Here is a 26331-nt window from a genome sequence, read left to right as displayed (position 1 = left end):
TCTAGTATAACACAGACGGTGATAAAAAGTTTAAGGTATAAAAGTACTTTATTACTTTTATTTGGTTATCTTTGTTTTAAGAAATCAAAAAGACATGGAAACTATAGAGCAAAATTACATCAACGTACCCCTGATTGAACCTAAGTTAAAGCACCCAACCATCTTCCGCGTGTTCGATGGATTAGCAGGTGGGGAGAGCCTGACTATTCATAACGACCATGACCCAAAGCCGGTGTATTATCAACTGCTTGGTGAGCGTGGGGATGTTTTCATTTGGGAATACCTGGAGGAAGGTCCGGAGTGGTGGGACGTCAGGATCACGAAAAAAGGCGAGAACGACAAGGAGACGGTTGGAGAAATCGCTGCAAAGGATTTGCGAAAAGCTGAAGTATTCAAGAAATACGGAATTGACTTCTGCTGTGGAGGTAAGAAAACACTGGCGCAGGTTTGTAATGAAAAGAACATCGACGTTACCAAAGTAGAAACTGAGCTTCAGCAGGTGAATAGCGTGGCGAAGGCAAGTGCTGTATCTTACAACGATTGGAATATAGATTTTCTCGCGGATTACATCATCAATACGCATCACAGCTACGTTCGGAAGTATATACCCGAAATCAATTCCTACGCGCTGAAAGTGGCACAGGTTCATGGTGCAGAGCATCCGGAGCTAATCGAGATCAGCACGATAATAGGTACCATCAAAGACGAACTTCTGGACCATTGCGAAGATGAGGAAAAGGGAATTTTTAGTTACGTAAAAGAAATAGTTGCGGCTAAGAATCAACAGAAAACTCTGGTAACTCCGAGCAGAACACTGGCATCACAGATTGATGAGCTGGAGCATGAACACGATACTGTAGGCCGGCTTCTCGACAGGATCAGAGAACTGAGCCAGGGCTACGCCATTCCTGCTGACGCCTGCACAAGCTATAAGCTTTTATACAAAATGATACAGGAATTTGAAGATGATCTTCACATCCATATTCACCTGGAAAATAACATCCTTTTCCCGAAAGCAGCGGAAATGGAGAAGAGTTTAACCGCTTAACTAATATCAAATGTCATGGATATCCCACTCACCACAGGGAAACAGAGAAGGGTAGTAATTGTCGGGGCCGGTTTCGCAGGACTGAAGCTAGCCCGGACGCTCCCTCCTCAGCACTTTCAGGTCGTATTGCTTGACAGGAACAACTATCACCAATTTCAGCCTCTCCTTTATCAGGTCGCTACGGCGGGACTGGAGCCTAGCAGCATCAGCTTTCCCCTTAGAAAGATCTTTCAAAAAAGCAGCAATGTCTTTTTACGGGTAGCGGAGGTAATGGAAGTGATCGCTGACAAGCGGGAAATAGACACCTGTATAGGTAGGATATCTTATGACTATCTGGTCCTTGCGCATGGTGCAGAGACGAACTTCTTGGGCAATAGCAATTTGCAACATTATGGTTATCCTATGAAATCAGTTTCGGATGCTTTGCTAATCAGAAATACGCTCTTGCAGAATTACGAGCATGCCCTGACCTCAAAAAATGAAGAAGAGCGAAATGCCCTGCTTAATGTGGTGATTGTGGGAGGTGGACCAACGGGAGTAGAATTGGCGGGTGCGGTGGCTGAGATGAAGAATAAATTGCTCCCGAAGGACTACCCGGAGATCGACTTCGGCAGTATGAGAATATACTTGCTGGAAGCCGGAAAGAGAGTGCTCGGCGGATTGGGCAACCCGTCTTCCGATAAGGTAAAGATGTATCTCGGGAAGCTTGGAGTGGACGTAAAGACGGAAACTGTGGTGAAAGACTATGACGGACAAACGGTTTCGCTGGAAAACGGTACAGCCATTCAAAGCCGCTGCCTGATTTGGGCAGCAGGTGTAAAAGGAGTGGCAATGTCGGGGATTCCAAAGCAATCGGTACTTCCGAACAACAGGATATTGGTTGATGATTACAACCGTGTAAAGGATATGGATGGGGTGTTTGCCATCGGCGATATCGCTGCCATGGCTGCGATGGAATATCAGAAAGGCCATCCTCAGGTTGCTCCTGTGGCGATTCAACAAGCTACTCTTCTAGCCAAAAATCTCCTGAGCGGCCTCTTAAATAAACCTATGAAAGCCTTTGTTTATGAAGATAAGGGCAGCATGGCCACCGTGGGGAGAAATCTGGCTGTGGCCGAAATGGGCAGGATGCGTTTGAGTGGGTTTATTGCCTGGGTTGCCTGGATGCTCGTCCACCTGATGTCTGTGATCGGACTCAAAAATCGGGTATTCATTTTAATCAACTGGATGTGGCAGTATGTCACTTATGATCAGTCTTTACGGTTGATCATCAAACCGGCACAAAAAGCTCCGGCACAGCAGAAAAAAAGCAGTCAAGCTGAGGCGTTAGTGGTACCGGAAATGAGGGGCAGCCATTGTTATATGTCAGGTTTAAGGTAGAACTAACTTACAAACGTCAAATGGAAATAATAGAAGTAGACAGTAATGACCAATACAAGGTATTGAGTGTATCTTTACATGCTGGCGAAGGAATTCCCTTGCATCACGCCACTTCCGACGCGTTATTAATCGGAAGGAAGGGGACGGGCAAGATTATTTTTGCCGACAGACAGGTTACCATTTCACAAGGTGATAGCTTGCTGATAAAGGCGGATGAACCCCACAGACTGGATATCAATGAGGACTTTAGTTCTTACCTCGTTCTGGATTTAAATGGCGTTATAAAATTTAACAGAGCAACACATTAATTGAACCATCAATGAAAACTATTGTATTATTATTGGCAGTGAATGCCATCTTACTTTTTTCGTGCCAGCAAGGGAATACCAAAACCGAAGAAGCGACACATGAGCATACGTCGGCCCAGCATAAGGAACCACACACAGGGGAAGATGCTACTGAAACTAAAAAGTGGATGACCGATGAAAATACCAGAACGTATGTAGCGGAAATGGATACAAGGCTAAAGGAATTTAAGTTGAAGAACGACGGGGAACTTGCTTCTTTCAAAGCTTTAGGAGGGGGGTTATCAGATGATTTGAATAAGCTCATTGCGGGTTGCAAAATGAAGGGACCAGATCATGACGCATTACACGGTTGGTTAACACCGCTACTTGAGGAGGTGTCGGCGGTCAAAAAGTCTGAAACAATTGCACAAGGGCAACTTTCGGTTAAAAAGATTGAAGATATCGTGCTTGATTTTTACGAGCGGTTTGAATAGCGGGCGCTCGTTCTATCAGCCGATGACATCTTTTTACAGGTGTTGCGTGGGCAAGATTTGGTTAAATAGTACATTTGCAAACTCCGGTGTTGAGCAGGACTAGAAAATTAGTGTCTAAAAAGGTGCGGAATGTTGAGTTATACGTGTAAAACGGCAATCAAAGCTGTTATTTATTTAGCCTCGAGAAGTATGGAAGGCGGGAAGGCAGGCATTAAGGAAACGGCTGAACACATCAATGCCAGTGAACACACCGTAGGTAAGATATTGCAGACTCTGGCAAAGCGGGGGTTGATCAATAGTATTAAGGGGCCGTCTGGTGGGTTTCATGTTAATGAGGCCCAATTGGGTCAGCCTATCGGCGCGATCGTGGAAAGCATTGAGGGGAAAGATATTTTCAAAGAGTGCGGACTTGGTTTGACTAAATGCTCGGCTCTGCACCCTTGTCCTATTCATGATGAATATAAGATTGCGAGGGATTTGTTAGAGAAGTTGTTTGAGGAGAAAAAGGTAAAAGACCTTTGTGACCCTGTAAATAGCGGGTTGGCGCATCTTATTTGATAGTAAAATCTTCTTTCTGTTGAAATGAAAAGGCCTCCTCTGCTTAAGGAAGCCTTTTTGAGTTTTAATCTTCCTGAAGGAAGGGATATCGATAATCTCTGGCAGCGTCGAGCGTTTCCTTGATCGTGCGCGGAGATACCCAGCGCAGGAGGTTGATCATAGAACCGGCTTTGTCGTTTGTGCCCGAGCCTCTGGCTCCACCGAAGGGCTGCTGGCCTACCACGGCACCTGTACACTTATCGTTGATATAGAAATTCCCTGCAGCGTTGCGGAGGGCGACAGTTGCTTTCTCGATAATATAACGGTCTGAAGCAATAACGGCGCCGGTAAGGGCGTAGATCGATGTTTTGTCGATCAGCTCAAGTGTCTGATCCAGTTGATCATCTTCGTATACATAGATTGTGAGCACGGGACCGAACAGTTCTTCGCACATGGTTACCGATGAGGGGTTCTGACTGACGATAACGGTCGGGTCAATAAAGTAACCTTTAGACTTATCGTAGTTTCCGCCGGCAATGATTTCTGATTGGGGATCAGCGTTGGCTTTGTCTATGGCTGAAGCAAGCTTATCAAACGATTTCTCATCGATAACAGCATTCACGAAATTGCTGAAATCTTCTACGGGCCCTACCTTCAGGCTGGCGAGGTCGCGTACGATCATCTCTTTTAGCTCAGGCCAGATGGATTTAGCGATATAAACCCTGGAAGCTGCTGAACATTTTTGTCCCTGATATTCAAATGCGCCTCTTACGATGGCGGTATTGGCTACTTCTAAATTAGCCGACTGGTGCACCAGGATAAAGTCCTTTCCTCCGGTTTCACCCACAATACGCGGGTATGTTTTGTATTTATGGATGGAGTTACCAATCGTTTTCCAGATATCCTGAAATACGCCTGTCGATCCGGTGAAGTGAATTCCTGCGAAATCAGGATGCTGAAATATAACATCACCGGCATCAGGTCCGGATACGTAAATAAGATTGATAACGCCGGTTGGCAGGCCTGCTTCCCGGAGCACCTCCATGATGACCTGGGCTGAATAGATCTGAGTGTTGGCAGGTTTCCATACGACGACGTTCCCCATCAATGCTGCAGAGGTTGGAAGATTTCCGGCTATTGCGGTGAAGTTGAAGGGGGTTAATGCGAATACAAAGCCTTCAAGCGGGCGTTGTTCGACGCGGTTCCAGCTTCCTGGAGAGGATATGGGCTGCTGCGCATAGATCTCCGTCATGTATTGCACATTGAAACGCAGGAAGTCAATTAGCTCGCAGGCTGAATCGATCTCTGCCTGATAGGCGTTCTTTGACTGCCCAAGCATGGTAGCGGCATTGATTTTATACCGGTAGGGACCAGCAATCAGGTCTGCGGCCTTCAAGAATATCGCTGCACGTTGCTCCCAGGCCATTTTCTCCCAGTCTGCTTTAGCTGCAAGGGCCGCGTCGATGGCTTGCTGAACATGAGTCTTGTCGCCCTTATGATAGTGCCCGATTACAGTTTGGTGGTTATGAGGAGGTTTTATCTCAACCTTTTGTCCGGTTCTGACCTCCTGCCCTCCGATATACATCGGAATATCTTTCTGATCTGAATAAGCGTGGTTGATCGCTTCTTTCAAAAGAGACCTTTCCCGGCTACCCGGACTATAGTTCAACACGGGTTCGTTAACCGGTGCAGGTACAGTGAAAAACCCTTTAATCATAAATTCGAAATTAGGTTGCAAAGATACGGAACGCCTTGAATAAATTTTAAATTGCCTATATTGCGTGCTCTCAATTTCTTCCCGAGAATAAAAGTTGTTTTTATATGGAAAGCAATGTTCAATTGCAATTGGCGTCGGACTATGTACGCTTTACTGACAAAAATATTTTTCTAACAGGTAAGGCGGGAACAGGAAAAACAACATTCTTGCACCGTCTTAAAAAAGATTCGGTGAAACGTATGGCCGTTGTTGCGCCGACAGGAGTGGCAGCTATCAACGCGGGAGGGGTGACGATCCATTCTTTCTTTCAGCTTCCTTTTGGTCCCTTTATTCCGGGAGATGGCGATAATCCTCAAAAGAGGAACACGTCATTTAATGCGAACAGATTCCATAAGGAAAAGATCAATCTCATCAGAAGTCTGGATCTTCTTGTTATTGATGAGATCAGTATGGTTAGGGCAGATACGCTCGACGGGATAGATGAAGTACTGCGGAGATATAAAAATCATTCAAAGCCATTTGGAGGCATTCAGTTGCTGATGATTGGAGATCTCCACCAGCTTTCTCCGGTGGTAAAGCAAGAGGACTGGCAGATACTGAAAGATTATTATCCGAATTTATATTTCTTCAATAGCAAGGCTTTGCAGAAGACCTCGCCGGTAAGTATTGAGCTGAAACATATCTACCGCCAGTCGGATACCCATTTCATCAGTTTATTAAATAGTATCCGGGATAACCGGATCGACGCCTCGGTTCTCGATAAGCTGAACGAGCGGTACATACCTGACTTTAATCCATCGGATGAAGAGGGATATATCACGCTGACGACGCATAATAGTTCTGCACAGGATATCAACATCAGGAAGTTGCTTCAGATTGAGCAGAAAACGCAAAAGTTCGCTGCTGCGATAGACCGGGAGTTTCCGGAGTTTGCCTATCCTACTGAGGTTGATCTGGAGCTAAAAACGGGTGCCCAGGTGATGTTTGTGAAAAATGATACATCCCGGGATAAGCTGTTTTACAACGGAAAGATCGGGAAGATCGTTCGCATGACTGCGGAGCTGATCTATGTAAAATGTCCGGGTGATCTGGCCGAGATTCCTGTGCAAAAGGCCGAGTGGCAGAATATCAAATACACTCTAAATGCCGCGACCAAGGAGGTGGAAGAATCAGTAATCGGTACTTTTACACAGTTTCCTCTCAAGCTGGCCTGGGCAATTACCATACATAAGAGTCAGGGTCTGACATTTGAGCGGGCTATCATTGATGCAAATGCGGCGTTTGCACACGGTCAGGTCTATGTTGCTTTGAGTCGTTGCAAGAGCTTTGAAGGCATGGTACTCAGCTCGGCGATCTCTTACGGAAGTGTGAAAACGGATGGGGCCATTGCCGCTTATACCCGGGATGCGAGTAACAACGAGCCCGGTCAGGAACAGCTGAATCGTTCGAAGATCGCTTTTCAGCAAAGTCTGCTGTTTGATCTGTTCGACTTCAGGGAAATCAAGCAGGCGTTTTTTCAGTTGCAAAGAATCGTTCAGGAAAATGATCGTGTGCTGGTGCCGTCGCTTGCCGACGATGTGCTTGCCATGGGGCAGGCTCTTGAAAAGGACATATATAAGGTAGCAGAATCGTTTGAACGACAGCTCAGAACGCTTCTGCAGGAAGACAAGCTTCCGGAAGATTACCAGCAGCTGCAGGACAGGGTGAAAAAAGCCTGCGTCTATTTTGTGGACAAAGTGCGTTCGGTTCTTCAGGAGGAGCTTAAGAAGTTCGATCTGGAAACGGACAACAAGGCACTGAAAAAGAGCCTGACGGATGTGTTTGGAAGACTCCAGAAGGCTACCCATATTAAGGTGATGGTATTCAATTATGGCGTTGGCGGCTTTGATACTATCGGATATTTGAAAACCAAGGCGAACGCCGATATCGATTATGAGGCGGCATTAAAGGTTGTTCCGGCTACCCGAAAGACTCCGGCTGCAACAGGTACATTACATGCGGAGTTATACTCCAGCCTCTGGAAATGGCGCAATGAGCTTGCCGCTGATAAGCATGTTCCGGTGTATATCGTGCTGCCCCAGAAGTCGCTGATCGAACTGGTGGAGCGTCTGCCATCGACCCTCCAGGAGCTGGAAAGCATCAAGGGTATCGGAAAGACAAAGGTAAAAGCCTTTGGAAAAACGATTCTGGAGTTGATCGCCCGCTATTGCGACAAGAAGGGAATTGACCGGAATCCAATGGAAATGAAGTTAAAGGAACCTAAGCTTAAGCCTGATACCAAGGAAGTATCCTTGGGGATGCTTCGCGCAGGCAAGTCTGTTAGTCAGATTGCCTCAGAAAGAGGATTGACCGTTAATACCATAGAAGGGCATCTGATTCATTTCATAGGAAATGGCCGGGTCGAAATTAATGAAGTAGTAGGGGAGGGTAAGATAAAGCTGATCTCCGACTATATTTCGGAAAATAATCCGGAGTCGATGAATGATGTTAAGATGGCTCTGGGAGAAAAGGTATCTTTCACGGAAATAAAGGCCGTGATGATCCATCTGGAGTATACACACGTTGCAGGCTGATTGATATGGATATCAGATCGATCCTCCTTTATAGTATTTCGCTGTTGGCATTGCTTATCAGCAGTTGCGCCGGGGATATCCCCGACAAGTCTGCGGACTTGGGTAAAGTGGATGCGGGCATCTACCGCACGATTGACTCACTGAACGAGGTAGCTTTCCGGACGAAGAAGAATGATGTGATGAGGGCACTTGATGTTGTATACAAGGCCGCCTATCTCGCTGAGCTATATCATTATGACAAGGGGATGGCTGCGTCGTTACTGACTGAAGCGGGAATTTATCATCAGAATGGCTATCACAAAAGGGCGTTAACGCTGTACTATAAATCGCTCGATATCAGTACGAAAATTAAGGATTCTCTTCATATTGCCAAAGCTAATCAGCAGATAGGGAATGCGTTGATGGAAAGCGGGGACTACGCTGAGGCAGAGCGTTTATATACAATTGCTGTTGATTACTATAGCATACTGGGTCAGAGTGAGGATCTCGTCAATATCTGGAACAGCCTGGGTTCGGTTAAGCTGGCAGCCGGACGAATCGACTCGGCCACCAGTTATTTTATTGAGGCAAGAGAAGCTAGTCAGCGGTTGGGTTATACATATGGCACTAAGAAGTCGAATCATAACCTGGGGCTTCTGAATGCGAAGATAGGGAAGCTGGCAACCGCGAGAGACTATTTCAATACCTCCCTTGCGATTGATATCAAGGCCAAGGATGCATACGGGATTGCTCTTAACAGAAATGAACTTGCCCGGCTTGAAATCCGGGAAGGCGATTATGCGGATGCGGTTGATCTGCTGAAGTTGGCATTAAAATCTGCAGGTTCAATTTCTGCCGGGCAACTACAAATTGAGTCGCTCAAAAGCCTGTGTGAGGTTTACCGGAAAAAGCAAGATATGACGGAACTGGTAAAATACCAGGAAATGCTGATCGACAGGCAAAATGATCTTGCCGAGCGCGAGAAGTTTTATTCGATGAATTTTCTTGAGATTCTGAAAGCGAAGGAACAGGAAAGGTTTGTGTTTCAAAAGAAGATTGTGACTGCGCAACAGCGGGTAGCTTATTCAAATGTTGTTCTCGGTGTTGTATCTGCGGGACTGATTACCTTAATCCTGCTGACGATACTTTGGTATAAGAACTACAAGCGCGCAAAGTCGTACAGCAAAGAGCTGATGGACAAGAATGAAGTCATTCAGAAGCATGTGCTGGCACTTAACAAGTTGAACAGTGCCATAACCGATCAGAATGAGCGTTTGGAAGAGTCAAACCGCATGAAAGATAAGCTTTTGTCTATCGTAAGCCATGATCTTCGGACTCCTTTGACGAATACAAAAGGTATTTTGGATCTGGTGGAAGGGAATTATCTCAGTTCGGCTGAGCTTAACCAGTTATTGAAAGATCTGGATGCGCAATATGTTAAATCGCTGACCTTGCTTGATAATCTGCTATTCTGGATCAAGGGCCAGATGTCGGGTTCAGCCCTGGAATCTAAGGTGATCGATCTGAAGCCATTGATTGACAGCCTTTGCCATGAGTTGGAGATATCCGCCGCAAAGAAAGACATCCTGTTGATTAATGATATCAAGGCCGGGCTGTCTATTTCAGGCGACCGAGAGATGATAAAAGTTGTATTCAGGAACCTGCTCACGAACGCGCTTAAGTTTACCGAGAAAGGCTATGTGAGGATTTATGCGACCGTGGACGATGGCATAACCGTTCATGTGGAGGATAATGGAATCGGCATGAGTGAAGAAGTGCTGAAAAAGGTGTTGAGCAGGAGTTATTTTACCACCAAGGGCACACATAAAGAGTCGGGTACTGGATTTGGGCTGCTCATTTGCAAGGATCTTATCGAAAAACATGGAGCTTCTCTGTCTGTTAAAAGTGAAGTTGGGCAAGGTGCTGTTTTTTCAGTGAGGTTCGGCGCGAAGTAGTTTTGTTTTCTTGTTGTGCCTGCATTTTCCTACCTTAGCCGGATTATTTGTTTAATGAAAAACGTTACTTTCTGTTGGACCGAACATGAGCTCATGAACGATTCAGCACCATTAAGAAACAAATTATTCTGTTGAAAAATGACTACATCCTTTGATTTTGAAAAACCTATAGCTGATCTTCAGCAGCAGATAGAGAAAGTTAAGCAAATTGCCGAGAAGACGAAAGTGGATATGAGCGGAACGCTGACGGAGTTGGATCAACAGTTGGCGGCTGCGAAAGAGCAGATCTATTCTAATCTGACGGGTTGGCAAAAGGTTCAGATTTCCAGACATCCTGAGAGACCTTATACGTTGCAGTATATCGAGATGATGTGCGAAAACTTTGTTGAGCTGCATGGCGACCGTACAGTAAAAGATGATAAAGCGATTGTCGGAGGTTTTGCCTCGATTGGCGGTCAGACGGTGATGGTGATTGGTCACCAAAAAGGTACAAATACGAAACTGCGTCAGTACCGGAACTTTGGTATGGCAAATCCGGAAGGTTACCGTAAAGCTCTGCGGCTGATGAAACTGGCGGAAAAATTCAACAAGCCGGTGGTGACGCTGATCGATACCCCCGGGGCTTTCCCAGGTCTGGAAGCGGAGGAGCGCGGCCAGGGTGAGGCCATCGCGAGAAATTTGCTGGAAATGTCAGTTTTACGTGTGCCGGTAATCTGTGTAGTGATCGGAGAGGGGGCATCAGGCGGCGCATTGGGCATTGGGATCGGCGATAAGGTGCTGATGCTGGAGCATTCCTGGTATTCTGTTATATCGCCGGAGAATTGTTCGGCTATTTTATGGCGTACCTGGGACTATAAAGAACGGGCCGCGGAATGTTTGAAGCTTACCGGCGACGATATGTTGAAGAATGGATTAATAGATGGTATTATCCCGGAACCGATGGGAGGTGCACATCAGGATCCTGTATGGATGGCTGAAACGTTGAAGAACAGAATCCTTGGGGATTTGAAAGAGCTTAAGGCTAAAGATATTGATACCGTTGTAAATGAGCGGATAGAGAAGTTCTGTGCGATGGGTGTCGTTGTGGAGGGCTAGTATCTCAATGCAGCAGTTAAAAAGAAAGGCCTGAAAATTTAATTTTCAGGCCTTTCTTTTTTAACGATTGTCTGTCTTTATTCGTAATTGAGAGACAATGAACCCTGCAGGCTCGTAAATTGCTTTTGCAGTTCAGCATGCAGCGCGGTTTGCTTGTTCGCTTCTGTGATCTTGAGCAACTCATTGAGAACGGAAACACCTAACTGGATGTCGTTCATGGCGAAACGCTGGCGACTGCCTGAAAGACCTCCGACATAGGCCAGCTCATCTGAGATGAATTTGCTGGTGTGTTTAACCAGTGTGTTTGCTTTCTCTGTTTCGCCTACTTTGTACAGTAAATCTGCTGTGTAGTATCTGTGAAGGATATAGTAGAAAAGGTAATTTTTCTCCGGAACAACTTCAAGAGACTTGTTCAATGCTTTTTTCGCTTCCTCAACACGACCTTCTTCGTATAACTTGCCTGCTAGTGTATTGAAGCTTTTCATGATGGTTGCGATCATGCGGGTCGTTTCAGGATCGAGGTACTTCGCACCTTTCATATTTCCCCACACAAACTTGTTAAGCATGTTATCATACATGCGGTCGGCGTTGATAAGCTCAGGTTCCTGTGCTGTTGAGTCTGCCACCGGTTTTTTCAGCGGAAGTAGTCTGTAGGCGAACCCTTCATTATACAGGTATTTGTCCAGACCAATATAGTTGCTTGAGGGAACGGTAACGGCGAAGTAAATAGGCCTTTTCCAGTCGTTATGTGCAAGGATATCGAACATCGCCAGCTCTGTTTTGGTTACATAGTTTTTGTTATAGGTCCAGTCCATAGTAGCGGCGATGCTGTCTTTCATCGACTCACTTACTGTCTTTGTAGCGAGCACTTGCGTCGGGTCGACGGTGATTCTAAAGTTCTTCGTTGGAAGGATGTTTTCCTTGGTACCATCCTGCATAGGAACTTTATCGTTGTCGTTGTCTGATGTTAGTACTTCAAACAGGCTTTTCATCTCGAGAGGTTCCGCGAATTTGTAATCGTAGTAACGGATTACGTCACGCACTCCCTGAACGAATTTTTCATTCCCCATGGTTAATGGAAGCGGATCTGCCTGGTTGATCTTGTCTTTCATCTGGCGGATGTACCAGTCGGTACCCAATAAGCTCAGGTTGACGATGCGCACATCCGGACGTACGCCTTCAACTTCCTGTACGTACCAAAGTGGGTAGGTGTCGTTATCTCCGTAGGTGAAAAGGATGGCATTGGGTGCACATGATTCCAGATAGTCTATGGCAAAATCGCGTGTAGTAAACTTTTCTGAGCGGTCATGATCATCCCATTCTTGGGAGGCCATCAGCACCGGGGCTGCAAACAAACAAAGGACCGTTGCAGCGATTCCTGCTGTCTTGGGTGACATTTTTTTACTGAGGAAGCTGGCAATTCCGGCAACACCCAGTCCGATCCAGATACCGAAGGCATAGAACGAACCTGCGTACGCGTAATCACGTTCCCTTGGCTGAAGGGGATTTTGATTCAGGTATAATACAATGGCTACGCCGGTAAAGAAGAACAGCAAGCCAACTACTCCTGCATCTTTCTGGTTGTATTTGAAATGCCAGAAAGCACCAATCAAACCAATGATAAGAGGTAGGAAGAAGAGGGTATTATGAGCTTTGTTATCCTTTATGCTTGGAGGGAGATTATCCTGAGGCCCCAATAGTATGGCGTCAAGAGGTTTAATACCGCTAATCCAGTTTCCTGAGGTATAGTTCCCATGTCCCTGATCGTCGTTCTGTCTGCCTGCGAAGTTCCAAAGGAAGTAGCGGGCGTACATGAAGCCTGTCTGGTAAGAGAAAAGAAATCCGAGATTGTCTGAGAAAGTTGGAGATTCGGTTTCGCCGAGTTTCATCCAGTCACGATAATATCCTACGTGCTGAGGATCGTCACTGTACATACGTGGCAGTAAGGTATTGCGATCGTATTCTGTTGAGAATTTTCTTCCGGCAACTTCATACTTTTCATCTCCCTTGCGGTAGATATTATCTCCTTGTTTGTAATCGATAGGTTGTGAGTCGAAATACTGGCCGTATAAAAGGGGACGGTCGCCATATTGTTCGCGGTTGAGGTAACTCAGGAAAGCGAAAGCGTTATCGGGATCACTATTATTTAGTGCCGGGTTGGCTTTTGCACGTACGACGATCATGGCGTAGGAGCTGTATCCGAATACGATAAATGCAAAGGAGATCAGGATGAGATTAAGTGTGGGCTTTACCTTTTTGATCGAGTAGATGATGCCGTAGGTAAGAGCAGCAACTACAAGAAGAACAAAGACCAGAACGCCGCTTCCGAAGCCCATTCCCAATGTATTTACGAAGAATAAGTCGAAGTAAGCCGCAAATTTTACCAGGTACTGTATGATTCCATATTGTACTATGGCAAGCACGACGATACCTGCCAGCAATGAAAGCAGAGCTCCTTTAGCGGTAGGGTTTTTATATCTTCTGAAATAATAGACCAGTGCTATTGCAGGGATTACCAATAGGTTTAACAAGTGAACGCCGATGGATAGTCCCATAACGTAGGCAATAAATACAAGCCATCTATCTGCTCCCGGCTCATCCGCATGATAATCCCACTTGAGGATTGCCCAGAATACGATTGCCGTACATAGCGACGACATGGCATATACTTCAGACTCGACGGCTGAAAACCAGAACGTGTCTGAGAATGCATAGGCAAGCGCTCCTACTAATCCGGAGCCAATAATGGTGATGAGGGTTGCTGGTTTCAGCCCCTCGCCGTACTTCCATAAGGTCTTTTTCGCCAGGGCCGTGATGGTCCAGAATAAAAAGAGGATGGTGGCACCACTCGAAACTGCTGAGCCAATATTCATCCAATAGGCAACTCTGGTTACATCTGAGCCTGCCAGAAGGGAGAATATCTTTTGAAGGATCAGGAATAAAGGTGCACCGGGTTGGTGTACGATCTGTAATTTGTATGCTGCGGCGATGAATTCACCACAGTCCCAAAAACTCGCTGTTGGCTCTGCGGTCATGACATAAGTCGCCGTGGCGATTATAAAACATAGCCAACCGAAGAGATTGTTAATTTTGTTGTAATTCATATATAAGATACCAGTATCGATATGGAGCCCGAAATTAACGAATAGAATTTAATTACCAAGTCTGATGCCCCAGGTTTATGGATTTATGTACCATCTGAGACCCTGAGTTAGGTGTGAAGACAGTGAGATGGTGGGAGACGCTTGCAGGGGACTAAACTTTTTCATGTGATTTTCAGAGAGTTGTTTCGGAATTCGTGCTTAGAGGCTCAAAAAGCAAAAAATGTTTTGGATATCTCTTTAATCACGCTATATTTGCATTCCATTTCGCAGCAAGCGTTACGGAATGGAAGATTGCCCGATAGTATAAAGGTAGTACGACGGTTTTTGGTACCGTTTGTCTAGGTTCGAATCCTGGTCGGGCAACATAAAAATTCGGATTCTCTGATATTTTTCTTGGAAATACATTTAATTCGAAGTCCGGATTTTTTCTACCACTAATGATCAGAGACAGAATTCTTTATTGTACTCAAAAGTTTCGAAATCCGAACGAAAAAAATGCCATTCCAACCCAATCACGTTAAGTTATTTGCCGGCTCAGGCTCTACATTGTTAGCAGCGAAGATAGCCAGCTCATATGGAAGAGATCTAGGTGATGTTGTTACAGCTCGTTTTAGCGACGGAGAATTTCAACCTTCTTTCAACGAATCTGTCCGAGGTTGCGATGTTTTTCTGATACAGTCTACCAATCAGCCTTACGATAATCTGATGGAGCTCTTATTGCTGATCGATGCAGCGAAAAGGGCTTCTGCGCATTATATAACGGTTGTTATTCCCTACTTCGGGATGGCCAGGCAAGACAGGAAAGATAAGCCGCGTGTAGCTATAGGAGCAAAGTTGATTGCCAATCTGCTTACAGCCGCCGGAGCACATCGTATCATGACTATGGATCTTCATGCAGCCCAGATTCAGGGTTTCTTTGATATTCCGGTGGATCATCTGGATGCGTCTGTGATTTTCGTTCCCTACATCAAGAGTCTTGGTTTGAAGAACCTGACGATCGCATCACCGGATATGGGTGGTTCGTATCGTGCCCGTACTTTCGCCAAATTCTTCAATGCAGAGGTGGTGATATGTGATAAGCGACGTAAGCGTGCGAACGAGATTGAATCGATGTCCATCATTGGAGATGTTACCGGTCAGGATATTGTTTTGATGGATGATATCTGCGATACGGCGGGAACACTGGCAAAAGCTGCTGCTCTGATTATGGAGAACGGTGCGAATAGTGTTAGAGCGGTATGTTCACATCCTGTTCTTTCGGGTCACGCTTATGAAACGGTAGAGAACTCGGCTCTTACTGAGCTGATCGTTACGGATACGATTCCTTTAAAGCGTCCGTCTGACAAGATACGTGTACTTTCGACAGCTGATCTGTTTGCTAAAGCTATTTCTATTGTTCATGAGCACGGCTCAATAAGCGGCTTGTTTAACGTGGAGCAAAATTTGAATACAAATAACTAAATATATAATATGAAAACTATCGCTATTAGCGGTTCCCTTAGAGGGAACGTAGGGAAACGCGACGCAAAGGAACTGCGTTACGAAGGTAAAGTGCCTGCAGTTCTTTATGGTGGAGAAGGTCAGAAGCATTTCGCAGTGGAAGCAAGTGAGTTAAGAGCATTGATTTACAGCGCAGACGTGAGCTTCGTAGACATCCAGATTGACGGTACATCAACTCAGGCTATTATTCAGGATGCACAATTTCATCCTTTGACTGAGCAGGTTATACATGTTGACTTTTTGCAACTTCATGCTGACAAGCCTTTGGTTATGCAGATCCCTGTTAAATTAACCGGAACTTCTCCGGGTGTGAAAATGGGTGGTAAGCTGGTACAAAAGCTGCGTAAGCTTCGTGTTAAAGCTTTGCCAAGTGCAATGCCTCAGTACGTTGAAGTAAGCATCGAGCCATTAGAAGTTGGAAAGTCTGTTCGTGTTCGTGACCTTAAATTCGAAGGTTTCGACATCACTAACACTCCTGAGGATACTATCGTATCTGTAACAACTTCACGTGCGTTGAGACAAGCGGAACAAGAAGCAGCAAAGGGTAAATAATCTCTTTCTTCTTTGAATTTATAAAAGAGGTTACCTATTTAGGTGACCTCTTTTGCTTTTTATAGGAGTTTTGCTATATTTTTGTCGGCAAACACCACTGGATTAAAAGTAAATATTGATGAAATACCTGATTGTAGGTCTTGGAAATATTGGCCACGAATATGCAGATACGCGCCATAATATTGGTTTTATGATCGCAGATGCTCTTGCCAAGAAAGCGGAAGTGAGTTTTATGAATCTCCGCCTGGCTTATTATACCGAATTCGGGTTCAAAGGAAGGAAGGTCGCTGTGATTAAACCTACAACCTACATGAACCTGAGCGGAAAAGCCCTTAATTACTGGATGCAGGAGCTGAAAGTTCCGATTGAGAATGTGCTGGTGCTGGTTGATGATCTGGCTATACCGTTTGGCAAGGTGAGAATCAAACCGAAAGGGAGCAGCGCGGGTCATAACGGATTAAAGAGTATTGAGTCGGTGCTGGGAGGTTCTAATAATTATGCGCGACTCCGCTTCGGGATTTCGGACAATTACCCAAAGGGTCGGCAGGTTGACTATGTGCTGAGTGGCTTTGATGATGATGAAACGCCTGCACTACCGGAGCTGATTGATCGTTCTATAGAGATGATAGAAAGTTTTGTGACGGTAGGGGCTGAATTAACAATGACTCGTTTTAATAAATAAATATGGTTAAGGTATATGGTATAAAGAATTGCAGTACGGTAAAAAAAGCGTTGGATTGGCTGGATAGGCACCATGTTTCTTATGAGTTTCATGATTTTAAAAAATGGGGCGTTACGGAAGAAAAACTGCTTGCATGGTCGGATGCAGTTGGTTGGGAGTCGCTTGTTAATAAGAGGGGGACAACCTGGAAGCAGCTCGATCAGCAGGTTCAGGCTGGCGTTATTGATGCAAAATCGGCCTTCACGGTTCTGACGGAAAAGACGAGTATCATCAAACGGCCGGTTGTAGAAACAGGCGATAAGGTTCTCCTGGGTTTTGATGAGGGCAGATATGCTGAGGTCTTCAGTGTGTAAATTTTTATTCTGTTCATTACTGATATCTGTTTCATCAGGGTTTGTTTGTTGTTGGCTTAAGATGTCAGAAGTATATATTCTATGTATTTAAAAAGTTTTCTAGTTTCTTTTTCTCTTCTTTGGTGTTCATTTGTTGCTGACGCCCAGCAGTCGGAAAGTTATTTTGACGGCGATAAAAGTCCTGGCAGCTACAATTACACCGAGACCTTTGGCGGATCGGTCTATACGCGTACAGGGAATCAATATCGGTCGGCTTCGGGCAAGCCCGGACATGCTTACTGGCAAAATCGCGCTGATTACCATATTGATGTGGCCTTGGATGAGAAGCTTAAGACCGTTAGCGGGACGGAGTTGCTGACGTATACCAATAACAGTCCGGATGACCTGGAGTTTCTCTGGCTTCAGCTAGATCAGAACCTTTACAAGCAGGGGTCGCGGGGACTTAACACGGTTCCGTTGACGGGAAGCAGAAGTGGGAATAAAGGTCAGCAATTTGATGGCGGATATGCGATCAAGTTCGCGAAGCTGGTTGATGAAAGCGGGAAAGAGACGGAGCTTAATTGCATGATTGACGATACGCGCATGCAACTGATGCTTCCGGAACCGTTGAAGGCCGGCGGCGGTAGTCTGAAGCTGAAGATTGAGTTCTCTTTTACGATACCTGATTACGGGTCCGACAGGATGGGTATTCTGGAAACTTTGAACGGAAAAGTGTTTTCTATTGCGCAGTGGTATCCGCGCATGTGTGTCTATGATGATATTTTGGGATGGAATACCACGCCTTATCTGGGGCCCGCCGAGTTCTATCTCGAGTACGGAAACTTTAATATGAATATTACTGTCCCTGCCAATCACGTTGTTGTCTGCTCGGGAGAGTTGCTGAATCCGGAGGAAGTTTATTCTCCGGATCAGCAGAAAGCATGGGCAGCGGCGAAGCGTAGTGATGAGACTGTTGTGATCCGCTCAGAAAAGGATGCAAGGAATGCGTCGCGGCCGGTAGAGGGGACAAAAACCTGGCGGTTCAAGATGGAGAATACGCGGGATGTGGCCTGGGCATCATCATCATCATTTTTGATTGATGCAGCAAGGATAAATCTTCAGGAAGGGAGGACGTCGATGGCGATATCTGCTTATCCGGCAGAGTCGGCAGGTAAGTTAGCCTGGGGACGTTCTACAGAATACATAAAAGCTTCTATTGAATACTATTCAGCAAAATGGACTGAATATCCCTATCCGACGGCTATTAATGTCGCCAGCAATGTTGGTGGGATGGAATATCCAGGCATCGTTTTTTGTGGAAGCAATGCCAGGGGGAGTGCCTTATGGGGAGTTACGGATCATGAATTCGGGCATATCTGGTTCCCTATGATAGTAGGATCAAATGAACGCCTTCATCCCTGGATGGATGAAGGGCTGAATACCTTTATCAACGAGCTGTCGACCGCGGCGTTTAACAAAGGCGAGTACGACAAGGGGACACGGAATATGAGAAAGTGGACGTCACTGATCATGGATCCTTCTATGGAGGCGGTAGCAACCACCGCGGATAATATGAAAGAAAGAAATACCGCTTATTTGTCTTACTATAAACCAGCTATCGCACTATCCTTACTTCGGGAGAATGTGTTAGGCCCTGAGCGCTTCGATCGGGCTTTCAAAGCCTATATAGAACGTTGGGCGTATAAGCATCCGACACCAGATGATTTCTTCAGGACAATGGAAAATGTGAGCGGCGAGGACCTTTCCTGGTTCTGGCGCGGGTGGTTTTTTAACAACTGGAAGCTGGATCAGGCGGTTACCGGAGTTAGTTACGTAAAAAATGATCCGGCGAACGGCGTGCTGATCACAGTGGCGAATCTGCAAAAGATGGTCATGCCGGTTGTTGTTGACATCAAGTTAAAAAGCGGTAGTGTTTCCAGAGTGCAGCTTCCCGTGGAGATATGGAAGCGGAACAAAAGCTGGACTTTTCAATATCCCACAAATGAAGACGTAGCATCAGTCACCATAGACCCTGATCAGAGTTTGCCGGATGTAAATACCGATAATAATGTTTGGAAGGTTAAGAATTAGGTTGAATTTCTATTCTCAACCCCTTGATAATCAAAAAAACTTACTACCTTTGCATTCCTTTTTAGGAGAAAAGAGTAAAGCAAATTAATTTAAAAACAAAAAACGTAAATGCCTACTATTCAACAATTAGTTAGGAAAGGTAGAGTAGCTCTGGAGGATAAGAGTAAATCCCCAGCGTTGGACAGCTGTCCACAGCGAAGAGGCGTGTGTACCCGTGTATACACTACTACCCCTAAAAAACCAAACTCAGCAATGCGTAAAGTTGCGCGTGTTCGCTTAACAAATGGAAAAGAAGTGAATGCTTACATTCCAGGAGAAGGACACAACTTGCAGGAGCACTCTATCGTATTGATCAGAGGAGGTCGTGTTAAAGATTTACCAGGTGTACGTTATCACATCATCCGTGGAGCACTTGATACTTCAGGTGTAGCCGGAAGAAATCAGCGTCGTTCTAAATATGGTACTAAGCGTCCAAAGCCAGGACAGGCAGCGGCAGCACCAGCAAAGGGTAAAAAGAAATAAGCAAAGGAGGATATATAAATGAGAAAGTCAAAACCAAAAAAGAGAATTATCCTGCCTGATCCGAAGTTTAATGACGTGATGGTAACCCGTTTCGTAAATAACATGATGTACGACGGAAAGAAATCAGTTGCTTATTCTATCTTTTACGATGCTGTTGAGTTAGTTGAAAAAAGAACGAATGAAAGTGGTCTTGAAGCATGGAAAAAAGCTTTGAATAATGTAATGCCTGCTGTAGAGGTTAAATCTCGCCGTGTAGGTGGTGCTAACTTCCAGGTTCCTACAGAAGTTCGTGCTGAACGTAAGATTGCTTTAGGAATGAAGTGGTTAATCCTTTACTCTCGTCGTCGTGGTGAAAAGACCATGATGGAGAAATTAGCAGGAGAGATCATCTCTGCTTCTAAAGGTGAAGGTGCTGCAGTGAAGAAGAAAGAAGATACGCACAAAATGGCTGAGGCTAACAAGGCGTTTTCACACTTCCGTTTCTAATATAAAGATTACATAGATTTAAAGAAGATTACATTGAGGGATACGAGTTTTGAAATCAATGTAATCTTTTTTGGGTCATAGAGAATCACAAACAATAAAATGGCAAGAGATTTAAAATACACAAGAAATATAGGTATTGCTGCCCATATTGACGCCGGTAAAACAACTACTACTGAGCGTATCCTTTACTATTCAGGGGTTAACCACAAGTTGGGAGAGACTCACGAAGGGTCGGCTACCACTGACTGGATGGCACAGGAGCAGGAGCGTGGTATCACGATCACTTCTGCAGCGGTGACTGTTGACTGGGCTTACAGAGGTCAGAAGTATCATATGAACATCATTGATACACCGGGACACGTTGACTTTACCGTAGAGGTAAATCGTTCATTACGAGTACTTGATGGGTTGGTGTTTTTGTTTTCTGCGGTTGATGGTGTTGAGCCTCAATCTGAGACAAACTGGCGTTTAGCTAACAACTACCATGTACCACGTATTGGATTCGTCAACAAGATGGACCGTTCAGGTGCTGATTTCCTAAAGGTTGTTAAGCAGGTAAGAGAAATGTTAGGCAGCCACGCAGTTCCATTGCAGTTACCTATCGGATCAGAAGATGCATTTACTGGAGTAGTTGATTTGATCAACAACAGAGGTATTGTATGGAATGAGCATGATAAAGGTATGACCTTTACAGAAGTTCCTATTCCGGAAAGCATGGAAGAGGAAGTTGCTGAATGGAGAGAAAAATTGTTGGAAGCTGTTGCTGAATACGATGAGTCTCTAATGGAGAAATTCTTCGATGCTCCTGAAACAATCACTGAGCGCGAAGTATTAGACGCCCTGCGTAAGGCTACTTTGGATGCTAAGATCGTTCCTATGGTTTGCGGTTCGTCTTTCAAAAATAAAGGTGTTCAGACCATGCTGGATTATGTGATGGAATTGCTTCCTTCACCTATGGACGTTGAAGGTATCACAGGAACAAACCCTGACACAGAGCAGGAGATTGTTCGTAAGCCAGATGTTACAGAGCCGTTTGCTGCTCTTGCATTTAAGATTGCGACAGATCCATTCGTAGGTCGTTTATGTTTTATCCGTGTTTATTCAGGTAACCTGGATGCCGGATCTTATGTTTACAACACCCGTTCACAAAATAAGGAACGTATTTCACGTATCTTCCAAATGCACGCTAATAAGCAGAATCCTATCCCTAATGTGGGTGCGGGTGATATTGCTGCGGTAGTTGGTTTTAAGGATATCAAAACGGGAGATACACTTTGCGACGAAAAGAATCCAATCATTCTTGAGTCTATGGACTTCCCTGAGCCTGTAATTGGTTTGGCGATTGAGCCGAAGACTCAGGCAGATATTGACAAGTTGGGTATGGCTCTTGGTAAATTAGCTGAGGAAGATCCTACGTTCCATGTAAAGACCGACGAAGAGACCGGCCAAACTGTAATTTCAGGAATGGGCGAGCTTCACTTAGACATCCTGATGGATCGTTTAAAGCGTGAGTTCAAGGTAGAAGTTAATCAGGGAGCTCCTCAGGTTGCTTACAAAGAGGCGATTACAGGTACTACTCAACACCGTGAGACATATAAAAAACAAACTGGTGGTCGTGGTAAGTTCGCTGACATTCAGGTGGTAATTTCTCCTATCGATGCTGATTTCGAAAAAGGCGGACTTCAGTTCGTTAACGAAATCTCCGGTGGTTCAATTCCACGTGAATTTATTCCTTCAGTTGAGAAAGGTTTTGCTGCAGCCATGTCTAATGGTGTGTTAGCTGGATACCCTCTTCCTGATATGAAAGTTCGCTTGATCGATGGATCTTTCCACGCAGTCGATTCAGATGCTTTGTCTTTTGAAATTTGTGCTCGTTCAGCATTCCGTGAGGCATTGCCGAAGTGTAAGCCCGTTTTGATGGAGCCAATCATGAAGGTTGAGATCCTTACTCCAGAAGAGAATATGGGTGATGTTATTGGTGATATGAACCGTCGTCGTGGCCAGCTTTTAGGTATGGACTCACGTGCCGGATCTCAAGTTATCAAAGCGCATGTTCCTTTGTCTGAGATGTTCGGTTATGTAACACAGTTACGTACGATCACTTCAGGACGTGCAACGTCTACCATGGAGTTCGATCACTATGCGGAAGCTCCACGTAATGTTCAGGAAGAAGTTATTGCCAAAGTAAAGGGCGCTAAAAATAACGGTTAATAAAATAAAATCGCCCTGCTTAACCAATAGCTCTTAAGCAGGGCTTTAACACAAATAAGATGAGCCAAAGAATTAGAATTAAATTAAAATCTTACGATTACAATCTCGTTGACAAATCAGCTGAGAAAATCGTTAAAACTGTAAAGCCGACTGGCGCAGTAGTTAGTGGTCCGATTCCTCTTCCAACAGAAAAGAGAATCTTCACAGTGTTGCGTTCACCGCACGTGAACAAGAAAGCTCGTGAGCAGTTTGAATTATGTGCTTACAAGAGACTTCTTGACATTTACAGTTCTAATTCAAAGACTGTAGACGCTTTAATGAAACTTGAATTGCCAAGTGGAGTTGAAGTTGAGATCAAAGTTTAAGTACAAACAGTACCCAAACAAGAAAGGCGGTTAGTTATACTATCCGCCTTTTTTATTTTATTATCCTCTGTAGCCGAGTTCGTCGAGCTTATTCCGCTCATCTTGTAATTCCCGTGCCAGCTTCTTTTCTCGTTCGTTAGCTTTCACTTTGTAGGTTTGGAACTCTGCAGAAAGCTCTTCAAAAAGTTTCACCCTATATCGGGCTTCCATTCTCGCTCTGGTTGATTGAATAATGCAAATGGTAAGCGCAATTGCCAGGACTATTACTGTTCCCCACATAACCAGATTATATGTTCCTTTTTCCATCGGAAATCCGAGGAAACTTACTTGATTAAGCCTTGCATTTGATTCGGTGAGTTGCTGTTCACTGGACGATAGTGTGCTTTTTAGCCCTTCAAGCGATGTGCTTAGGGTGCTAACCTTTGCTCGCGCCTCGGCGAGACTTCTTCTTTCCTTCTTTAAGGTATCGGCTGTGCTTTTCCAGAAGGAGGAGAGTCGGTTTGGATTCACCAACTTGTATCCGTCCAGGTTACGCGACTTTCTCAGTATCTCCGTATACTGCATATTTAAGGTTTGGTTCACTGCTTTGGTGGTATCCTGTGCATTTGTTTGACTAAAAGCTCCACATAGTAGCAGGCCTGTTAGTGATAAACTAATAAAAAAGGATTTTTTCATGGTATTCGTGTTTAAGTGAAATTGTGTTGGTACGAAATCATACGGTATATTGGCAATAATAGGCTAAAGTTCTTACTTGTAAAAATAAGATCTGAAATCAATGCATATATTTACCCTATGAATATAGGTATCATCGGCTTAGGGGATATGGGCTCAGTATGCGCCAGAAAGTGGGCTTCCAGCGGCTTCACAGTTTACGGTTGCGATCTCCCTGAGCGCTACGAAATACTTAAAGAGCAATTTAGCGATACATCCGTTGTCGTACTTCAAACAAGTAATGATGTTGCCCGCGTCGCTGATTTTCTCCTGTTTTCGGTAGAAGCGTCCAATATAGGAAAGGTGGTTGCTCAGACGGCAAGCTCGGTAAAATATGGGTCGATCATTTCTGGTCAGACTTCCGTGAAGACGCCCGAGATCGCTGCTTTTGAAAAGTACCTCCCCGAAGACGTTCATATTGTGACCTGCCATTCACTGCATGGTCCGGCTTTTTCCACGGAAGGACAGAAGCTTATCGTAGTTAATCATCGCTCAACTGAGGAGGCATACCGTCGTGCATATGAGGTTTTTCAGGCCTTGGAGTCGCAGATCATTGAAGTGGCCGACTATCAGCAGCATGATCAGATTATGGCAGATACGCAAGCAGTAACGCATATGGGTTTTGAAAGTATGGGAACCGCATGGAAAAATGCCGGTTTTTATCCCTGGGATCACGGCGCTTATTCTAACGGAATTGATAACGTAAAGATCCTGACAACCCTGCGCATATTCAGCTATAAGGCACACGTGTATGCCGGGCTTGCCATACTCAATCCCTTTGCCCGCAAGCAGGTCAGGCAGTATGCCAAGTCTGAGTCGGAGCTGTTTAAGATGATGATCTGTGAGCAGGAGGATCTGTTCCGCGAACGCATACAAGCTGCCAGTAGGTTTGTCTTTCATGGGGAGCGAGACTTTATAACGCTGGATCCCGAGGTAATGAAGGATTTTAAGATGGCTGAAAAGGCTGATGACTATATGCCAAACTCGCACTTAAGCTTACTGGCTATGGTTGACGCTTGGTATCAAATAGGTGTAAACCCTTATGAAAATCTAATTTGTCAGACTCCTCCCTTTCGTCTTCGTCTAGGTATTGCAGAGTATCTGTTTAAAAATGCAGATCTTTTGGAAGAAACCATACAAACGGCTTTATATGACAAGAGTATCCGTGCAGACGATTTGGAATTTCATTCAGCCGTACGAGAATGGGCCTCAATTATTGAATATGGAGATATGAGTGGTTATCTGTCTCACTTCGACCAGGTGAAAGATTTTTTTTCCGACAGGTTACAGGAGGGTGCGCAACAGAGCTCCAAGTTGATTGCCAAGCTGACTTCTTAGTCGGATTCTCACAAGGCTCCAAACAAAGAGTTGTGTTAAGTGGTTCAAAAGTAAAGACGATACCCTATGATAATTAGAAAGCTACTCTTCCTTGGCCTGGGCTGTTCGCTAACATTAGGAGCTTGTAGTTCCGGTAGCAGCCGTGCTGGAACGGATGGAGATACAAACCTCGTTACCACCGATAGCGGAAATCTTCCGCAACCTGGCGAATCTAAGAACAAATTTAGTAAGGTTGTTGGTTGGCCAAATGGCAGAACCCCGGTGGCTCCTTCTGGCTTTTCTGTGAGTAAGTTTGCTGGAGATCTAACGAATCCGCGATGGATATATGTCGCACCGAATGGAGATATCTTCGTTGCTCAGGCGACGACTGAAGGGAAGAAAGTATCTGATGTTGTATCTGGCCGCGCGCAATCACAGAATATGAACGAAAGTTCTAACTCTATCCTGATTTTCAGAGACGCTAATCATGACGGGAAACCTGAAATAGGTAAGGTGTTTTTGTCGGGACTTAATCAGCCTTTCGGGATGCTGATCATCGGAAATTCGTTTTATGTTGCCAACACCGATGGCCTTTGGATGTATCCATATAAGGAGGGTCAACAGGAAATGACGTCTCCGGGAAAGAGGATTGTCGAGCTTCCAGCGGGCGGGTACAATAATCACTGGACCCGAAATATCATTTCCAGTAAGGACAAATCAAAAATCTATGTATCTGTAGGCTCGGGAAGCAACGTTGGAGAGAATGGAATGGAGCATGAAGTCCGGAGAGCGAATATTCTTGAAATTAATCCCGACGGCAGCGGAGAGCGCATTTATGCTGCCGGGCTGCGTAATCCAGTAGGCATGGACTGGAATCCGGAGAGTAAGAAATTATGGACCGCGGTGAATGAGCGGGACGAATTAGGGGATGAGCTCGTGCCTGATTATATCACCAGCGTTAAGGATGGAGCTTTCTACGGTTGGCCATACGCCTATTTTGGTCCGAATGAAGACCCCAGAAGAAAGGGAGAAAAACCTGATCTGGTGAAGAAAACTATAGCTCCTGATCTATCAGTAGGCGCTCATACTGCCTCACTTGGTTTCACGTTCTACACCGCTGAATCGTTTCCTGAAAAATATAAGAACGGAGCTTTTATCGGTCAGCATGGCTCCTGGAACCGCTCGGAGTTTTCCGGTTACAAAGTCGCCTTTGTGCCTTTTGAAAACGGCAAGCCCTCAGGGAAGCAGGAGGATTTTTTGACTGGATTTATAGTTGAGGGTGGAGACAAGGACGTTTATGGAAGGCCGGTTGGCGTTGCGGTAGCCAAAGACGGCTCTCTGCTGGTTGCTGATGATGCTGGAAATACTATTTGGCGCGTTTCTTTTAAATAGA

Annotated in this window: 22 protein-coding genes and 1 tRNA gene; 20 read left to right on the top strand and 3 right to left on the bottom strand. The window is 45.1% G+C overall.

What is annotated here, in order from left to right; translation table 11 throughout:
* Window positions 1-94 precede the first annotated feature (94 nt).
* The 5 genes from ric (at window position 95) to B0I27_RS14445 (ending at window position 3767) form a co-directional block, all read left to right on the top strand.
* A complete protein-coding gene (gene ric / locus B0I27_RS14465; RefSeq protein WP_106294613.1) occupies window positions 95-1048 on the top strand; it encodes an iron-sulfur cluster repair di-iron protein in 954 nt (317 codons plus the stop codon).
* Window positions 1049-1063: 15 nt separating this feature from the next.
* A complete protein-coding gene (locus B0I27_RS14460; protein ID WP_106294611.1) occupies window positions 1064-2428 on the top strand; it encodes an NAD(P)/FAD-dependent oxidoreductase in 1365 nt (454 codons plus the stop codon).
* A gap of 20 nt (window positions 2429-2448) precedes the next feature.
* The gene (locus tag B0I27_RS14455; protein ID WP_106294609.1) at window positions 2449-2736 is read left to right on the top strand and encodes a cupin domain-containing protein; all 288 of its coding nucleotides are present in this window, start codon (window positions 2449-2451) and stop codon (window positions 2734-2736) included.
* 11 nt (window positions 2737-2747) lie between these two features.
* The gene (locus tag B0I27_RS14450) at window positions 2748-3209 is read left to right on the top strand and encodes a hypothetical protein (protein ID WP_106294607.1); all 462 of its coding nucleotides are present in this window, start codon (window positions 2748-2750) and stop codon (window positions 3207-3209) included.
* Window positions 3210-3338: 129 nt separating this feature from the next.
* A complete protein-coding gene (locus tag B0I27_RS14445; RefSeq protein ID WP_106294605.1) occupies window positions 3339-3767 on the top strand; it encodes an RrF2 family transcriptional regulator in 429 nt (142 codons plus the stop codon).
* Between the two features lie 64 nt (window positions 3768-3831).
* Here B0I27_RS14445 and pruA read toward each other — a convergent pair whose 3' ends face one another.
* Entirely contained in the window at window positions 3832-5463 is a 1632-nt protein-coding gene (gene pruA, locus B0I27_RS14440; protein ID WP_106294603.1) for an L-glutamate gamma-semialdehyde dehydrogenase, read from the bottom strand.
* Window positions 5464-5567: 104 nt separating this feature from the next.
* Here pruA and B0I27_RS14435 point away from each other — a divergent pair, with 104 nt between their 5' ends.
* The 3 genes from B0I27_RS14435 (at window position 5568) to B0I27_RS14425 (ending at window position 11065) form a co-directional block, all read left to right on the top strand.
* Complete coding sequence (locus tag B0I27_RS14435; protein ID WP_106294601.1) at window positions 5568-8036, top strand: helix-turn-helix domain-containing protein; 2469 nt, start codon at window positions 5568-5570, stop codon at window positions 8034-8036.
* Between the two features lie 5 nt (window positions 8037-8041).
* Window positions 8042-9970, top strand: a complete 1929-nt coding sequence (locus B0I27_RS14430) for an ATP-binding protein (protein ID WP_106294599.1) — start codon at window positions 8042-8044, stop codon at window positions 9968-9970.
* 138 nt (window positions 9971-10108) lie between these two features.
* Entirely contained in the window at window positions 10109-11065 is a 957-nt protein-coding gene (locus B0I27_RS14425) for an acetyl-CoA carboxylase carboxyltransferase subunit alpha (RefSeq protein WP_106294597.1), read from the top strand.
* Between the two features lie 77 nt (window positions 11066-11142).
* On the opposite strand, the gene B0I27_RS14420 is transcribed toward B0I27_RS14425, so the two are convergent.
* Window positions 11143-14169: a glycosyltransferase family 117 protein gene (locus B0I27_RS14420; RefSeq protein WP_106294595.1), complete on the bottom strand. Its 3027-nt coding sequence runs from the start codon at window positions 14167-14169 to the stop codon at window positions 11143-11145.
* A gap of 292 nt (window positions 14170-14461) precedes the next feature.
* Between B0I27_RS14420 and B0I27_RS14415 the strand changes: the two genes are divergently transcribed.
* The 10 genes from B0I27_RS14415 to rpsJ all read left to right on the top strand — a co-directional run bounded on the left by B0I27_RS14415 (window position 14462) and on the right by rpsJ (window position 22910).
* Window positions 14462-14532: transfer RNA gene (locus B0I27_RS14415), tRNA-Gln, on the top strand.
* A gap of 132 nt (window positions 14533-14664) precedes the next feature.
* Window positions 14665-15630: a ribose-phosphate pyrophosphokinase gene (locus tag B0I27_RS14410; protein WP_106294593.1), complete on the top strand. Its 966-nt coding sequence runs from the start codon at window positions 14665-14667 to the stop codon at window positions 15628-15630.
* Between the two features lie 9 nt (window positions 15631-15639).
* A complete protein-coding gene (locus tag B0I27_RS14405) occupies window positions 15640-16221 on the top strand; it encodes a 50S ribosomal protein L25/general stress protein Ctc (protein WP_106294591.1) in 582 nt (193 codons plus the stop codon).
* A gap of 118 nt (window positions 16222-16339) precedes the next feature.
* Window positions 16340-16903, top strand: a complete 564-nt coding sequence (pth, locus tag B0I27_RS14400; protein ID WP_106294589.1) for an aminoacyl-tRNA hydrolase — start codon at window positions 16340-16342, stop codon at window positions 16901-16903.
* 2 nt (window positions 16904-16905) lie between these two features.
* Complete coding sequence (locus B0I27_RS14395; protein ID WP_106294587.1) at window positions 16906-17256, top strand: ArsC family reductase; 351 nt, start codon at window positions 16906-16908, stop codon at window positions 17254-17256.
* Between the two features lie 81 nt (window positions 17257-17337).
* Window positions 17338-19326 (top strand): M1 family metallopeptidase, encoded by a 1989-nt coding sequence (locus B0I27_RS14390; protein ID WP_106294585.1) that lies wholly within the window; start codon window positions 17338-17340, stop codon window positions 19324-19326.
* 108 nt (window positions 19327-19434) lie between these two features.
* Window positions 19435-19848 (top strand): 30S ribosomal protein S12, encoded by a 414-nt coding sequence (gene rpsL, locus B0I27_RS14385; protein ID WP_079717716.1) that lies wholly within the window; start codon window positions 19435-19437, stop codon window positions 19846-19848.
* Between the two features lie 18 nt (window positions 19849-19866).
* The gene (gene rpsG, locus B0I27_RS14380) at window positions 19867-20334 is read left to right on the top strand and encodes a 30S ribosomal protein S7 (protein ID WP_106294583.1); all 468 of its coding nucleotides are present in this window, start codon (window positions 19867-19869) and stop codon (window positions 20332-20334) included.
* Between the two features lie 99 nt (window positions 20335-20433).
* Complete coding sequence (gene fusA / locus B0I27_RS14375) at window positions 20434-22545, top strand: elongation factor G (RefSeq protein ID WP_106294581.1); 2112 nt, start codon at window positions 20434-20436, stop codon at window positions 22543-22545.
* 59 nt (window positions 22546-22604) lie between these two features.
* The gene (rpsJ, locus tag B0I27_RS14370) at window positions 22605-22910 is read left to right on the top strand and encodes a 30S ribosomal protein S10 (RefSeq protein ID WP_016197132.1); all 306 of its coding nucleotides are present in this window, start codon (window positions 22605-22607) and stop codon (window positions 22908-22910) included.
* 60 nt (window positions 22911-22970) lie between these two features.
* On the opposite strand, the gene B0I27_RS14365 is transcribed toward rpsJ, so the two are convergent.
* A complete protein-coding gene (locus B0I27_RS14365) occupies window positions 22971-23585 on the bottom strand; it encodes a hypothetical protein (RefSeq protein ID WP_106294579.1) in 615 nt (204 codons plus the stop codon).
* Window positions 23586-23702: 117 nt separating this feature from the next.
* Here B0I27_RS14365 and B0I27_RS14360 point away from each other — a divergent pair, with 117 nt between their 5' ends.
* Window positions 23703-24959, top strand: a complete 1257-nt coding sequence (locus B0I27_RS14360) for a prephenate dehydrogenase (protein ID WP_106294577.1) — start codon at window positions 23703-23705, stop codon at window positions 24957-24959.
* Window positions 24960-25025: 66 nt separating this feature from the next.
* A complete protein-coding gene (locus B0I27_RS14355; protein ID WP_106294575.1) occupies window positions 25026-26330 on the top strand; it encodes a PQQ-dependent sugar dehydrogenase in 1305 nt (434 codons plus the stop codon).
* The last annotated feature ends 1 nt before the right edge of the window (window position 26331 follow it).

The organism is Arcticibacter pallidicorallinus (assembly GCF_003002875.1).
GTDB lineage: Bacteria > Bacteroidota > Bacteroidia > Sphingobacteriales > Sphingobacteriaceae > Arcticibacter > Arcticibacter pallidicorallinus.
The sequence above is the reverse complement of the archived record's forward strand: the minus strand, read 5'-3'. Positions and strand labels throughout refer to the sequence as shown.

Bases quoted from the DNA above. Each gene is read 5' to 3' on its own strand.
- B0I27_RS14405 (WP_106294591.1), top strand. From the start codon at position 15,640: ATGAAAACTATCGCTATTAGCGGTTCCCTTAGAGGGAACGTAGGGAAA.
- B0I27_RS14410 (WP_106294593.1), top strand. From the start codon at position 14,665: ATGCCATTCCAACCCAATCACGTTAAGTTATTTGCCGGCTCAGGCTCT.
- B0I27_RS14365 (WP_106294579.1), bottom strand. From the start codon at position 23,585: ATGAAAAAATCCTTTTTTATTAGTTTATCACTAACAGGCCTGCTACTA.
- ric (WP_106294613.1), top strand. From the start codon at position 95: ATGGAAACTATAGAGCAAAATTACATCAACGTACCCCTGATTGAACCT.
- pth (WP_106294589.1), top strand. From the start codon at position 16,340: ATGAAATACCTGATTGTAGGTCTTGGAAATATTGGCCACGAATATGCA.
- B0I27_RS14445 (WP_106294605.1), top strand. From the start codon at position 3,339: ATGTTGAGTTATACGTGTAAAACGGCAATCAAAGCTGTTATTTATTTA.
- B0I27_RS14420 (WP_106294595.1), bottom strand. From the start codon at position 14,169: ATGAATTACAACAAAATTAACAATCTCTTCGGTTGGCTATGTTTTATA.
- rpsJ (WP_016197132.1), top strand. From the start codon at position 22,605: ATGAGCCAAAGAATTAGAATTAAATTAAAATCTTACGATTACAATCTC.
- rpsL (WP_079717716.1), top strand. From the start codon at position 19,435: ATGCCTACTATTCAACAATTAGTTAGGAAAGGTAGAGTAGCTCTGGAG.
- B0I27_RS14450 (WP_106294607.1), top strand. From the start codon at position 2,748: ATGAAAACTATTGTATTATTATTGGCAGTGAATGCCATCTTACTTTTT.
- B0I27_RS14425 (WP_106294597.1), top strand. From the start codon at position 10,109: ATGACTACATCCTTTGATTTTGAAAAACCTATAGCTGATCTTCAGCAG.
- B0I27_RS14430 (WP_106294599.1), top strand. From the start codon at position 8,042: ATGGATATCAGATCGATCCTCCTTTATAGTATTTCGCTGTTGGCATTG.
- rpsG (WP_106294583.1), top strand. From the start codon at position 19,867: ATGAGAAAGTCAAAACCAAAAAAGAGAATTATCCTGCCTGATCCGAAG.
- B0I27_RS14435 (WP_106294601.1), top strand. From the start codon at position 5,568: ATGGAAAGCAATGTTCAATTGCAATTGGCGTCGGACTATGTACGCTTT.
- B0I27_RS14395 (WP_106294587.1), top strand. From the start codon at position 16,906: ATGGTTAAGGTATATGGTATAAAGAATTGCAGTACGGTAAAAAAAGCG.
- B0I27_RS14455 (WP_106294609.1), top strand. From the start codon at position 2,449: ATGGAAATAATAGAAGTAGACAGTAATGACCAATACAAGGTATTGAGT.
- B0I27_RS14390 (WP_106294585.1), top strand. From the start codon at position 17,338: ATGTATTTAAAAAGTTTTCTAGTTTCTTTTTCTCTTCTTTGGTGTTCA.
- B0I27_RS14355 (WP_106294575.1), top strand. From the start codon at position 25,026: ATGATAATTAGAAAGCTACTCTTCCTTGGCCTGGGCTGTTCGCTAACA.
- B0I27_RS14360 (WP_106294577.1), top strand. From the start codon at position 23,703: ATGAATATAGGTATCATCGGCTTAGGGGATATGGGCTCAGTATGCGCC.
- pruA (WP_106294603.1), bottom strand. From the start codon at position 5,463: ATGATTAAAGGGTTTTTCACTGTACCTGCACCGGTTAACGAACCCGTG.
- fusA (WP_106294581.1), top strand. From the start codon at position 20,434: ATGGCAAGAGATTTAAAATACACAAGAAATATAGGTATTGCTGCCCAT.
- B0I27_RS14460 (WP_106294611.1), top strand. From the start codon at position 1,064: ATGGATATCCCACTCACCACAGGGAAACAGAGAAGGGTAGTAATTGTC.